10 protein-coding genes and 1 pseudogene are annotated in these 12,081 nt (G+C 75.2%); 7 read left to right on the top strand and 4 right to left on the bottom strand.

The genetic code is table 11. The features are described 5' to 3' along the window. Positions 1-9: 9 nt before the first annotated feature. A complete protein-coding gene (locus ACFUUZ_RS16560; RefSeq protein ID WP_378696935.1) occupies positions 10-1,197 on the top strand; it encodes an acetate kinase in 1,188 nt (395 codons plus the stop codon). Between the two features lie 67 nt (positions 1,198-1,264). Here the strand turns inward: ACFUUZ_RS16560 and ACFUUZ_RS16555 are convergent, their stop codons facing one another. The 3 genes from ACFUUZ_RS16555 to ACFUUZ_RS16545 all read right to left on the bottom strand — a co-directional run bounded on the left by ACFUUZ_RS16555 (position 1,265) and on the right by ACFUUZ_RS16545 (position 6,104). After that, positions 1,265-3,751 carry a tetratricopeptide repeat protein gene (locus ACFUUZ_RS16555; RefSeq protein WP_378696933.1) on the bottom strand — a complete coding sequence of 829 codons (2,487 nt, stop codon included), beginning with the start codon at positions 3,749-3,751 and terminating at the stop codon, positions 1,265-1,267. Between the two features lie 116 nt (positions 3,752-3,867). After that, positions 3,868-4,833: a glutamate ABC transporter substrate-binding protein gene (locus ACFUUZ_RS16550; RefSeq protein ID WP_378696931.1), complete on the bottom strand. Its 966-nt coding sequence runs from the start codon at positions 4,831-4,833 to the stop codon at positions 3,868-3,870. Then, the gene (locus tag ACFUUZ_RS16545) at positions 4,830-6,104 is read right to left on the bottom strand and encodes a hypothetical protein (protein ID WP_378696929.1); all 1,275 of its coding nucleotides are present in this window, start codon (positions 6,102-6,104) and stop codon (positions 4,830-4,832) included. The genes ACFUUZ_RS16550 and ACFUUZ_RS16545 overlap by 4 nt, the downstream gene beginning before the upstream one ends. Positions 6,105-6,230: 126 nt before the next feature. Between ACFUUZ_RS16545 and ACFUUZ_RS16540 the strand changes: the two genes are divergently transcribed. After that, positions 6,231-7,010 (top strand): NUDIX domain-containing protein, encoded by a 780-nt coding sequence (locus ACFUUZ_RS16540; protein ID WP_378696928.1) that lies wholly within the window; start codon positions 6,231-6,233, stop codon positions 7,008-7,010. 9 nt (positions 7,011-7,019) lie between these two features. Here the strand turns inward: ACFUUZ_RS16540 and thiE are convergent, their stop codons facing one another. Next, on the bottom strand, positions 7,020-7,736 hold the full coding sequence (gene thiE, locus ACFUUZ_RS16535; RefSeq protein WP_378696926.1) for a thiamine phosphate synthase: 717 nt from the start codon (positions 7,734-7,736) through the stop codon (positions 7,020-7,022). A gap of 125 nt (positions 7,737-7,861) precedes the next feature. On the opposite strand from thiE, the pseudogene thiO reads away from it, so the two are divergent. The 5 genes and pseudogenes from thiO to ACFUUZ_RS16510 all read left to right on the top strand — a co-directional run. Beyond that, positions 7,862-8,905, top strand: a pseudogene (gene thiO, locus ACFUUZ_RS16530) (glycine oxidase ThiO); the annotation flags it as partial. A 191-nt stretch (positions 8,906-9,096) separates the two neighbouring features. Beyond that, complete coding sequence (gene thiS, locus ACFUUZ_RS16525) at positions 9,097-9,312, top strand: sulfur carrier protein ThiS (RefSeq protein ID WP_357017760.1); 216 nt, start codon at positions 9,097-9,099, stop codon at positions 9,310-9,312. Next, positions 9,305-10,105: a thiazole synthase gene (locus ACFUUZ_RS16520; RefSeq protein WP_378696924.1), complete on the top strand. Its 801-nt coding sequence runs from the start codon at positions 9,305-9,307 to the stop codon at positions 10,103-10,105. Before thiS ends, ACFUUZ_RS16520 begins: the two co-directional genes overlap by 8 nt. Positions 10,106-10,192: 87 nt before the next feature. Continuing rightward, entirely contained in the window at positions 10,193-11,137 is a 945-nt protein-coding gene (locus ACFUUZ_RS16515; protein ID WP_378696922.1) for an ABC transporter ATP-binding protein, read from the top strand. Next, entirely contained in the window at positions 11,137-11,898 is a 762-nt protein-coding gene (locus ACFUUZ_RS16510) for an ABC transporter permease (RefSeq protein WP_378696920.1), read from the top strand. Before ACFUUZ_RS16515 ends, ACFUUZ_RS16510 begins: the two co-directional genes overlap by 1 nt. The last annotated feature ends 183 nt before the right edge of the window (positions 11,899-12,081 follow it).

Raw genomic sequence — 12,081 nt, 5'->3', positions numbered from 1 at the left:
GGGAGTGCGATGTCGACGGTCCTGGTCCTGAACTCGGGTTCCTCGTCGCTGAAATACCAGCTGCTGCACCCGGAGTCCGGCGAGGTGCTCGCCTCCGGGCTGGTCGAGCGGATCGGCGAGGGCGACGGGCGGGTCGAGCACCGCGCCGGGGACCGGCGGGTCGAGCGCGCGGCGGCGATCCCGGACCACGAGGCCGGGCTGAAGGTGGCCTTCGACCTGTTCGCCGAGACCGGGCAGGACCTGGCGGCGGCCGGGTTGACCGCGGTCGGGCACCGGGTGGTGCACGGGGGCGAGGTGTTCTACCGGCCGACGCTGGTCGACGACGCGGTGCTCGGCACCATCTCGGAGCTGGCCGAGCTGGCGCCGCTGCACAACCCGGCCAACCGCACCGGGATCGAGAGCGCGCGCAGGCTGCTGCCCGAGGTGCCGCAGGTCGCCGTGTTCGACACCGCCTTCTTCCACGGGCTGCCCGCCGCCGCGCGGACGTACGCGCTGGATACGGCCACGGCCGAGCGGTTCGGGATTCGGCGCTACGGGTTTCACGGGACGTCGCACGAGTACGTCTCCGGGCAGGTGGCGCTGCTGCTCGGGCGGGAGCCCGCGGAGCTGAACCAGATCGTCTTCCACCTGGGGAACGGGGCGTCGGCCGCGGCCATCCGCGGGGGCCGCGCGGTGGACACGACCATGGGGCTGACGCCGCTGGAGGGGCTGGTCATGGGCACCCGCGGCGGGGACATCGACCCCGGGGTGCTCACCCACCTGCTGCGCAACGGGCTCGGGGTGGACGAGGTGGACCGGCTGCTGAATCGGGAGTCCGGGTTGAAGGGGCTCGCCGGGGTGAACGACTTCCGGGAGCTGCGCAAGCTGGTCGAGGCCGATGACGCCGCGGCGCGGCTGGCCTACGACGTGTACGTGCACCGGCTGCGGCGGTACCTCGGGGCGTACCTGGTTGAACTCGGCGCGGTGCAGGCGATCACGTTCACCGCCGGGGTCGGGGAGAACGATCCGGGGGTGCGGGCGGATGCGCTGGCCGGGTTGGAGCGGTACGGGATCGCGGTCGATCCGGAGCGGAACATCGCCTCCGAGCGCGGGGCGCGGGTGATCTCGCCGGAGGGGGCGGAGGTGGCGGTGCTCGTCGTGCCGACCAACGAGGAGTTGGCGATCGCCCGCGCCGCGGTCGCCGTGGTGACGGGGTAGGGCGGCATCCGCCCCGGTCGCGGGGGCGTGCGGCAACCGCCATCAGTCGTCGGTGGACCGGCGCGGTTCAGAACCAGGTCTTGGCGCGGACGGTGTTCGCCAGGTCGACCAGGGCGTAGCGGTGGGTGCGGGTGGGGGCGGCGCGGGCGAGGGAGCGCAGCTCGGCCTCGGTGGCGTCGCGGAGGGCGCGCTCGGTGAAGGGGGCGCCGAAGAGGGTGTCGCGCTCCGGGGTGTTCCCGGCCTGCAGCCAGGTGAGGGCGGCGCCGAGCACCAGGACTCGGAGCTGGGTGGCGCGGGGTTCGCCCTCCGGCAGCGCCTGCACCCTGGCGGCGGCGTGCTGCAGGGTGCTCTCGTCCAGGTCGGCGGGCGGGTGCGCGGTGAGCAGCAGGACCACCGCGGTGGTGCGGGCGGTGGCGTAGTGCCGCGAGGTCGGCGGGACCTCGTCCATGGCGCGCACCGCCTCCGCCGTCCGGCCGCGCGCCGACCACTGCCTGGCCAGGCCGAAGGCGGCGCTCACCACGGCGCGGTCGGTGCGCCAGACGGTCTCGTAGTAGCGGCGGGCGAGCGCGGCGAATTCTCGGTGCTCGGTCGCGCCGGGCGATTCCGGCGGGTCGGCGGTACTCGCCGCGGGCGAAGTCGGCACGGCGGTGTTCGCCGCGGGCGGCTGCCCGGCCTGCGCGGCGGATGCGGCGGGTGTGGCCTGCGCGGCGGATGCGGCGGGTGTGGCCTGCGCGGGCGCGGCGGGTGTGGCCTGTGCGGCGGGTGTGGCCTGCGCGGCCGGTGCGGCCTGTGCGACGGGTGCGGCGGTGCGGGTGAGCAGCTCGGCGGTGGCGGCGAGGGCGAGTTTGGGGGCGATCTCACCGGGGAGCAGGCCGTAGACCTGGTCGAAATCGCGGTAGGCGGCGGTGTGTTCGCGGTCGAGGAGCTGCGCGACGCCGTGGAACCAGGGGATCCGCCAGTCCTCCTCGCCCCCGAGCCGGGCGAGCGCCTCGCGAGCACGGGCCGCCTCCCCGCGGTCCAGCCAGACCTTCACCTCGGCCAGGGTGAGCTCCAACTCGATGGTCTCCGGGGCGTTCTCCGGGTCGGCGGCGGCACGCTCGCGGGCGTCCCGCAGCGCGCGGACGGTCTCCTCCGGGTCCGGGTGCACGGTGGCGGCGAGCAGCGGGGCGGAGGGGTCGGCGGGGTCGAGCAGCGGGACCGGGAGCGCGGCCGCGATCTCGGCGGCGTCCAACGTCTCCGTCCTGGCGATGCCGTCCAGGTAGGCGTCGGTGCGGCGGACGGTGCCCTCGGTGCCGAAGGCGGCGCGCGGCGGGCTGAAGACCGTGGAGAGTTGGGGGTGCTCGGCGCCGGTGTCGAGCGCGAGGATCTCCCGCAGCACGCCGGTCAGCTGCGCCGCCATCGTCCGCGCGGAGGGGAAGCGGTGCTCCGGCTCGGGGGCGGTGGCGCAGCGCAGCAGGCGGTCGAAGGACGGGTAGCGCCGCAGCACCTCGTGCTCGTCCGGGTCCGGGATGCCGTCCTGGTAGCGGCCGCCCTCGGTGCGCAGCCGCAGGGTGAGCACGGCCAGCGTGCGGCCGACGGTGTAGATGTCGGAGGCGACGGTCGGGCCGGTCTCGGCGATCTCCGGGGCCTGGAAGCCCTTGGTGCCGTACAGGTTCCCGTATGCCTCGATGGGGGCGACGGCGCCGAGGTCGATCAGCTTGACCTGGTCCTCGGTGATCATGATGTTGTCCGGCTTGAGGTCGTTGTAGGTGAGCCCGGTGGCGTGCAGGTGCTCCAGCGCGGGCAGGATCTCCAGCACGTAGGCGATGGCCTCGGCGACCGGCATCCGCTCCGGGCGCGGGCGGTCGTCCAGCACGTCGCGCAGCGAGCGGCCGCCGACGTACTCCATGACGATGTAGCCGATGCGCTCGCCGCCCGCGGCGGTGTGCTCCACGAAGTTGTGGATCTTGACGATGCTCGGGTGCGCCACCTCGGCCAGGAAGCGGCGCTCGGCCATGGCGACCGCCTGTGCCTCGGCGTCGCCCGCGTGCAGCAGACCCTTGAGGACCACCCAGCGGTCGTCCACATTACGGTCCACCGCGAGGTAGATCCAGCCGAGGCCGCCGTGCGCGAGGCAGCCCTGGATCTCGTACTGGCCCGCGACCATGTCGCCGCGGTGCAGGGCGGGGCGGAAGTCGTAGCCTGCGCCACAGGTCGGGCAGGTGCCCGCGGTGCCGCCGTCCTGGCCCCGGCCGACCGGGGAGCCGCAGCGCCAGCAGAAGCGCTTGCCCTCGGCCACCACCGGGTCGTCGAGGACGGCGTCGAGCGGGTCGGCCGGGGGGACCGCCGGGATGGTGACCAGGCCGGCGCCGAGTTTCCGCACGGTCGGGCGGGTGCGCACGGTGCGGGTGCTTCGCCCCGACGCGGTGCGGCCGGAGACCGTTCCGGTCGGGACCAGCGCCCCGGTGGCGGGCCCCTCCGCCCGCTGCGTCCCGGGGGCGTCGTCGTCGCCGAACGACACGCGCTGGGTCTCCGGGCTCGCTTCGCCGGATCCCCTCTCGTCGGGGATGGGCACGCGCTGTGTCTCGGGCGCCGCGCCGGCGGGATCGACCTCGTTGCCGGTGAAGGGCACGCGCCGCGTCTCGGGGGACGCGCCGTCCGGGGGCGGGGCAGCGGGGGCGGGCATGGCGCTCAGTTCTGGTAGGTCGGAGCGGGCGGGGCGGGGGAGGGGCCGAGGACGGCGAGCCAGCGGCGGTGGATCGCGGTCCAGGTGCCGTCGGCGCGGATCCGCTCCAGCGTGGCGTTGACCGCGCGCACCAGGTCGTCGTCGCCCTTGGGGATGCCGATCCCGTACGGCTCGTCGGCGATGCCCGGCCCGACCACGTGCGTGTACGGGTCCTGTGCGGCCAACCCGGCCAGGATGGTGTCGTCGGTGCTCGCCGCGTCCACCTGCCGCTGTTGCAGCACGACCAGGCAGTCGGCCCAGGTGGGGACGGTGAGCACGGTGGCGGCGGGCTGCTGCAGCCGGATCCGGTCCAGCGAGGTGGTGCCGCGGACCACGCAGACCCGGCGCCCGGCCAGGTCGCCGATGCCGTTGATCCCGGAGTTCTTCAGCGCCAGCACCCGCTGCTGCGCCCGCAGGTACACGCTGGAGAAGGTGACGCTGCGCCGCCGCTCGCAGGTGATCGTCATGGTCTTGGCGACCAGGTCGACGGTGCGGTCGACCAGCGCGCGCTCCCGGTCCGCGGAGCCGAGGCTGCGGAACTCGATGGCGTTCGGGTCGCCGAGCAGGTCGCGCGCGATCTCCCGCGCGATGTCGGCGTCGAAGCCGACGATGCTGCCGGAGACCGGATCACGGAAGCTCAGCAGGTTGCTGCCCGCGTCGAGCCCGACGATCAGCCTGCCGCGGGCGCGGATGGCGTCCACCGCGGGGCCGCTGAGCGCGCCGGTCGGGCGCAGGCTCGCGGTCGGGTCGCCGCAGTCGGCGGCGGCGGGGCTCGGCGGCGGGGCGCCCGGCGTGATCGGCACCGCCTGGGCGGGCAGCGGCGGGTCGGTGTACTCGGCGGTGCGGCTGATCACCGCGGGCGCGGTGGGCTGCGCGCACCCGACGACGGTGCTCAGCGCGAGCAGGAGCAGCAGCGGGATCGTCGCCCTCATCGGTACTCCCGCAGCCGCGGCCAGAGCCCGAGCACGACGCAGACCGCCGCGAGGACGCCGAGCAGGTACGCGCCGGGCGCGAGCAGGTTCAGCGCCCGCAGCGCCGTCCCGGCCTCGCCGCGCAGCCGGTCCCTGGTCTCGGTGACGGCCTGCTCCAGCGCGGTGTCGAGCGCCTGCACCTGGGCCGCCGAGTCGTCCTGGCCCGGCCCGGTCGCGACCACCGCGGCGCCGACCCAGTCGCCGCGGTTCAGCGTGTCGTTCATCCGCTGGTGCGCGGCCTGCCAGCGCGCCAGCGCGGTTCGGGCCGCGGCGATGTCGCCCGCGGCGGGCGCGTCCGGCGGGTAGCCGTCGAGCAGCTCCGCGAGCCGGGTGATCCCGGCCTCGTAGCTGCGGTCGTAGTCGCCGGTGGCGTCCCGGCGCACCAGCTTCACCGTCTCCGCGGCGCGCGCCTGCTGGACCAGGATCCGGCTCTCGGTGAGCCGCGATCCCGGGACCGCGCCCTGGTCGCGGCCGTGCACCATGGCCGCCGCGGAGATCGAGCCCGCGACCACGGTCCAGGCGAAGAGCCCGAGCAGCAGCACGCTGGCCGCGAGCAGCCCCGGGTTGAGCGTGCGGCGCCAGCGGTGCGCGATCTCCCGCTGTGCCCAGAGCAGCACCAGCAGCGCGCCGACGAGCAGCAGGATCGCCTTCCACGGTGGGCGCACGTGGTCGCGCTGGGCCTGCACCACCGCGGCCGAGCGGTGCTCGTGCAGGTCGCCCGCCATCGGCAGCAGCACGTTCTGCATCTGGTTGGAGGCTTCGCTGAGGTAGGCGGCGCCGACCGGGTAGCCGCTGCGGTTCGCGGTGCGCGCGGTCTCCACCAGGCCGGTGTAGACCGGAAGCCCGGTGGCGATCTCGGTGCGCAGCGTGGTGTCCGGGCCGTCCACCGGCTCGGCGCTGTGCCCGGAGCGGGCCACCAGCTCGGCGGCGGCCTCGCCGACCGCCTGGCTGTACCGGTCGCGTACCGGCTGCGGTTCGAGGCCGCCCGCGATGAAGGCGGTGCCCGCGGCGGCGTCGGCCACCGAGAGCGCGGTGTAGAGGCTGTGCGCGGAGTAGGCGTCCGGCTCGGCGTCGGCGAGCAGCGTGCGCAGCGCGTCCTGCCGCTCGGCCGCGACCTCTGAGGTGGTGAGCCCCGCGGTCAGGCAGACGAGCACCAGCAGCATCCCCATCGCGAGCAGCTTGCCGGGCGAGGAGGATACGAAGGCCCGCACGTCGGCATGCACCGGCGTCATCTCCACCTCCAGTCTCGGGTGAGCGGCTGCGCGCGTGTTCGGAGTTTATTGTGGTCGTACGGGAGCCGCGGCGCGGGCAACGCCCCCGGGTGGAGCGCTGCGGCCGGACGAGAGCGGGTTGTGCGGATGCGTGGTGACGGGGACGGCTGGACGCGCGGCCCGGACGGCCTGCAGCACTGGGGCCGCTTCGGCGCCGCGGGGCTGCTGCTGCGGGCGCCGCTGCCCGGCGGCGGCTCGGCGGTGTTGCTGCAGCACCGGGCGCTCTGGAGCCACCAGGGCGGCACCTGGGCGCTGCCCGGCGGCGCGCGGGACAGCCACGAGACGACGGTGCACGCGGCGGTCCGCGAGGCGGGGGAGGAGGCAGGCATCCGCCCGGACGACGTCCTGGTCCGCGCCGAGCGGGTGACCGCGGAGGCGGCCAGCGGCTGGACCTACACCACCGTCGTCGCGGACGCGCCGTCCACGCTCGCCCTCACCGGGAACCCGGAGAGCACCGAGCTGGCCTGGATCCCGGAGGACGAGGTCGCCGACCGCCCGCTGCACCCCGGCTTCGCGCTGGCCTGGCCCGGGCTGCGGGCCGCCCCGGCGTGGATCGACCCGACCTGCCTCGCCGCGGACGACCGGCTCGCCAAGGCGCTGCCGCGCACCCTCGATCTGGCCGACCGCGGCTTCGTCTGGCTGCACGCCGAGCCCGCGGGCCCCGGCGAATTCGCCAGGATCATCGACCCCGACCCCGAGGCGCGTAACACCGACACCGACGCCGCGGCGCGGGAAGCCGACCCCGGCGCCGCGGCGCGGGAAGCCGACCCCGGCGCAGTGGCGCGGGAAGCCGCAGCCGCGGCCGGAGCCGCGCCGGGCACGCCCACAGCCGTCTTCGCGCTCACCCGCTGCCAGGTGCTCTCCTGACCGCACGGCTCAGGCGTTCGCCAGCAGCGCGGACTTGAGCGCGCGGGCGGCGGCCTCCGGGTCGGCGGCCTCGGTGATCGCGCGGACCACGACCACCCTGGACGCGCCCGCGGCGAGTACCTCGGGCAGCCGCTCGGCGTCGATCCCGCCGATCGCGAACCAGGGCCGGGTCGGCGCGGCCGCGGCGGTGGCGCCGACCAGCTCCAGCCCCGCGGCCTGCCTGCCCGGCTTGGTCGGGGTGGTCCAGACCGGGCCGGTGCAGAAGTAGTCGATGTGCTCGTCCAGCGCGGCCACCCTGGCCTGGTCGCGGTCGTGGGTGGAGCGGCCGAGCACCACGTCCGGGCCGAGGATCTTGCGGGCGTACCAGGGCGGCAGGTCGTCCTGGCCCAGGTGCAGCACGTCGGCGCCCGCGGCCAGCGCGACATCGGCGCGGTCGTTCACCGCGAGCAGCGCGCCGTGCCTGCGGGCGGCGGCCTTCAGCTCGGCCAGCGCGCCCAGCTCCTGCTTCGCCTCCAGCGGGCCGAACTCCGCCTCGCCCGGCGAGCCCTTGTCCCGCAGCTGGATGATGTCGACCCCGCCCGCCAGCGCGGCGTCGGCGAAGCTCGCCAGGTCGCCGCGCTCGCGGCGGGCGTCGGTGCAGAGGTAGAGCCGGGCGGTGCCGAGCCGGTCCCGGGGCGGAACGGGCCGGGCTGGGGTGAGCGGCGGAACCGGGTGGCCGGGTTGCATGGATAAGGACGGTAGTCACCGCGCTCCCGCCCGTCGACTCGGTACCGCCCGCCGGGCGGGCCGTCGGCGGGCGGGCGGTGCTCCCCGCGCTACCGTGGATACCGACAAGGAGGCAGGTGGAGCGGATGCGGACTCTGGCCGTCGTCGGCGGCGGGGCCATCGGGCTGGCCGTGGCGTGGCAGGCCGCCGAGGCCGGGTGGTCCGTCACCCTCTTCGACCCGGAGGTCGCCGCGGGCGCCTCCTGGGTGGCGGGCGGCATGCTCGCCCCGCTCTCCGAGGGCTGGCCCGGCGAGGAGCGGGTGCTCGGCTTCGGCGCCGCCGCGCTCGCGCGCTGGCCCGGCTTCGCCGAGCGGCTCACCGCGCGCACCGGCATCCCGCTCTTCGTCGCCGAGCAGACGCTGACCGTCGCGCTGGACCGGGCCGACGCCGCCGACCTGCGCACGGTCGCCGACTTCGGCGCCGAGCACGGCCACGAGCTGCGGCTGCTGGACCGCGCCGGGGTCAGGGAGCGGGAGCAGGGGTTGGCCCGCACGGTGCGCGCCGGGCTGCTCACCGACGAGCCCGCGATCGACAACCGGGCGCTGGTCACCGCGCTGCGCGCCGCCGCCGAGCTGGCCGAGGTCCGGGTGCACGCCGACCGGGTCGACGACCTCGCCGCGCTCGACGCCGACCGGGTGGTGCTCGCCGCGGGCGCCGCCTCCGCCCGGCTCTGGCCTGGGCTGCCGGTGCGGCCGGTGAAGGGTGAGATCCTGCGGCTGCGGCACCGGCCGGGTGCCGCGCCCGCGCCGGGCCGGGTGGTCCGGGCCAGGGTGCACGGGCGGGCGCTCTACCTGGTGCCGCGCGGCGACGGGATCGTGGTCGGCGCCACCCAGTACGAGGCGGGCTTCGACACCGCCGTCACCGTCGGCGGGGTGCGCGACCTGATCGCCGACGCCGAGGCGGTCTTCCCGGCCATCGCCGAGTACGAGTTCGCCGAGGCGAGCGCCGGTTCCCGGCCGGGCAGCCCGGACAACCTGCCGCTGATCGGCGCGCTGGACGACCGGGTGCTCGCGGCCACCGGGCACGGCCGCAACGGCATGCTCGCGGTGCCGCTCACCGCCGACGCGGTGCTCGCGCTGCTGGCGGGCGACGCGCTGCCCGAGGCCGCGGTCGCCGAACCGGGGCGGTTCCGCGCCGGAACCGCGGCGGGCAGCGCCCCCGTAGGCCGGGCGCCACGCGCCGGGGAGCTTGCCACCGCCGGTGCGGCGCCACGCACCCCAGGGCCGAGCGGCGCAGCCGGGACGCCGCACACCCGAGAGCCGGTGCCCGCGGTCGCCGATCGGCCCGGCCGCGGGTCACCGACAGACACAGGAGGAATCGGATGACGACATCCATCCCGATCGGAGTCACCGTGAACGGCGCCGATCACGAGTTCGCCGAGCCGCTCTCGGTGCGCGAGCTGCTGGACCGGCTGGAGCTCCCGACGCAGGGGGTCGCGCTCGCCGTCGACGGCGCGGTCTTCCCCAAGTCGCGCTGGGACGAGCCGGTCGGCCGCGGCTGGTCCATCGAGGTGCTGACGGCGGTCCAGGGTGGCTGAGCTCGCCACGCCGGAGGCCACCGCGGTCCAAGCCGCCGAGTTCGAGCCGCTCCGGATCGCGGACCGGGAGTTCGACTCCAGGCTGGTCATGGGCACCGGCGGCGCGGAGAACCTGACCGTGCTGGAGGAGGCGCTGCTCGCCTCCGGCACCGAACTCACCACGGTCGCCATGCGCCGGATCGATGCCGCGGGCGGTACCGGCGTGCTCGACCTGCTCAAGCGGCTCGGCATCGCCCCGCTGCCGAACACCGCGGGCTGCCGCACCGCCGCCGAGGCGGTGCTCACCGCGCAGCTCGCCGCCGAGGCGCTGGAGACCGACTGGGTGAAGCTGGAGGTGGTCGCCGACGAGCGCACCCTGCTGCCGGACCCGGTCGAGCTGCTCAGCGCCGCCGAGCAGCTGGTCGACGCGGGCTTCACCGTGCTGCCCTACACCAGCGACGACCCGATCCTGGCGCGCAGGCTGGAGGAGGCGGGGTGCGCCGCGGTCATGCCGCTGGGCTCGCCGATCGGCACCGGCCTCGGCATCGGCAACCCGCACAACATCGAGATGATCGTGGCCGGGGCCGGAGTGCCGGTGATCCTGGACGCCGGGATCGGCACCGCCAGCGACGCCGCGCTCGCCATGGAGCTCGGCTGCTCCGCGGTGCTGCTCGCCACCGCCGTCACCAGGGCCCGCAAACCGGCGCTGATGGCCGCCGCCATGGCCGACGCGGTGCGCGCCGGGCACGCCGCCCGGCTGGCCGGGCGCATCCCCAAGCGGTTCTGGGCGCAGGCCTCCTCCCCCGAGCTGTAGTCGGGGGGCGGGTCCTCCGCGAGGATGACGCGCCTCGCGACTTGCTGCCGACGCGCGGAGCGCCCCGGATGCGGAATGCTTGGCCGCATGATCGAACTGAAGGGCCTGACCAAGCGGTACGGCCAGACGGTCGCGGTGCGGGATCTGACGTTCACCGTCCGGCCAGGGCAGGTGACCGGGTTCCTCGGGCCGAACGGTGCGGGCAAGTCGACCACCATGCGCATGATCCTCGGCCTCGACACCCCCACCTCCGGGACCGCGCTGGTCAAGGGCGTGCCGTACCGGCAGCTGAAGAATCCGCTCCGCACCGTCGGCGCGCTCCTGGACGCCAAGTGGGTGCACCCGAACCGCTCCGCGCGGGCGCACCTGCACTGGATGGCCGCCTCCAACGGCATCGGCAAGGACCGGGTCGAGGAGGTGCTGCGGCTGGTCGGCCTCTCCGAGGTGGCGAACAAGGCCGCGGGCGGCTTCTCGCTCGGCATGTCGCAGCGGCTCGGGCTGGCGGGCGCGCTGCTCGGCGACCCGGAGGTGCTGCTCTTCGACGAGCCGGTGAACGGCCTCGACCCGGAGGGCATCCTCTGGATCCGCCGCTTCATGCAGCGGCTGGCGGGCGAGGGCCGCACCGTGCTGGTCTCCAGCCACCTGCTCTCGGAGATGGCGCAGACCGCCGACCACCTGGTGGTGATCGGGCGCGGTGAGCTCATCTCGAACTCCACCACCCAGGAGTTCATCGAGCGCGCCTCGGAGGCGACCGTCCGGGTGCGCAGCCCGCAGCTGGACCAGCTGCGCAGCCTGCTCACCTCGGCGGGGATGACGGTGCGCGAGGACGGCGCCGCGCAGGACGGCCCCGCGCTCGTGGTCGCCGGGGTCACCAGCGATGCCGTCGGCACGCTGGCCGGGGAGAACGCCATCACCCTCCTGGAGCTGGCGCCGCAGCGCGCCTCGCTGGAGGACGCCTTCATGCGGATGACCGGTGGCGCGGTCGAATACCACGGCAGCGGCATCGAACAGGTGATGGGAGGTGCGCTCTGATGGGCGTGCTGGCAGCGGAACGGATCAAGCTCACCTCGACCAGGTCGCCGTGGTGGTGCTCGGCGGTGATCGTCGCGCTCGGGATCGGCCTCGCGGCGCTTTTCGCGCTGGTGGTGCGGAGCTCGGCGGGCGACCCGGAGGCGGGGATGCCCGCGCTCGACGTCGGCTTCGCGACCTCGGGGGTGACCGGCTTCGGGGTGATGGTGCTGATGATCCTGGCGGCGCTCACCGTCACCAGCGAGTACCGCTTCGGCGTCATCAGGACCACCTTCCAGGCGGTGCCGAACCGGTACAGCGTGCTGCTCACCAAGGCCGGGCTGGTCGGGGTGTACGGCGCGGTGCTGAGCACCCTGGTCGCCTTCGGCGCGGTCGCGGTGGCCAAGGTGATCGGCGGCCCCGAGGCCACCGTCGCGCTGACTTTCGAAGGCCAGTGGCGGGCGATCTACGGCATCCCGATCTACGCCTTCCTCGCGGTGGTGCTCGCCGTCGGCGTCGGGGTGCTGGTGCGGCAGTCGGCCGCGGCGATCTCGCTGATCGTGCTCTGGTCGCTGCTTCTGGAGCCGCTCTTGAGCGCGTTCGGCAGCTTCGGGCGTACTGTGGGACCCTTCCTGCCCTTCAACAACATCAACCGGTTCCTGAGCGTCGCCGAGTTCGGCGGCGACTGGCACTGGGGCGTGTGGGGCAGCCTGCTCTACTTCACCGTCTTCGTCGCGGTGGTCTTCGGCGCGGCCCTGGTGTGGGCCGACCGCAGGGACGCCTGAACCGCGAACATTCGGTTACTCCCCGGACGGGGGGTAACTTCGGACTACCCGAGCCGACGTCCCTCGCCGCTCGGGTGCGGCGGCGGCCTCGCGAGAGGTTGCTGCCCCGCATCGGCCGCCACTGCCCGGCGGTCGTTGGCACCGGCCCGGTGTGGCACCAGCCACACCGGGCCGGGTGCGTGC

The sequence above is a fragment of the Nocardia sp. NPDC057353 genome, from assembly GCF_042667085.1.
Lineage (GTDB): Bacteria > Actinomycetota > Actinomycetes > Mycobacteriales > Mycobacteriaceae > Nocardia.
The sequence above is the reverse complement of the archived record's forward strand: the minus strand, read 5'-3'. Positions and strand labels throughout refer to the sequence as shown.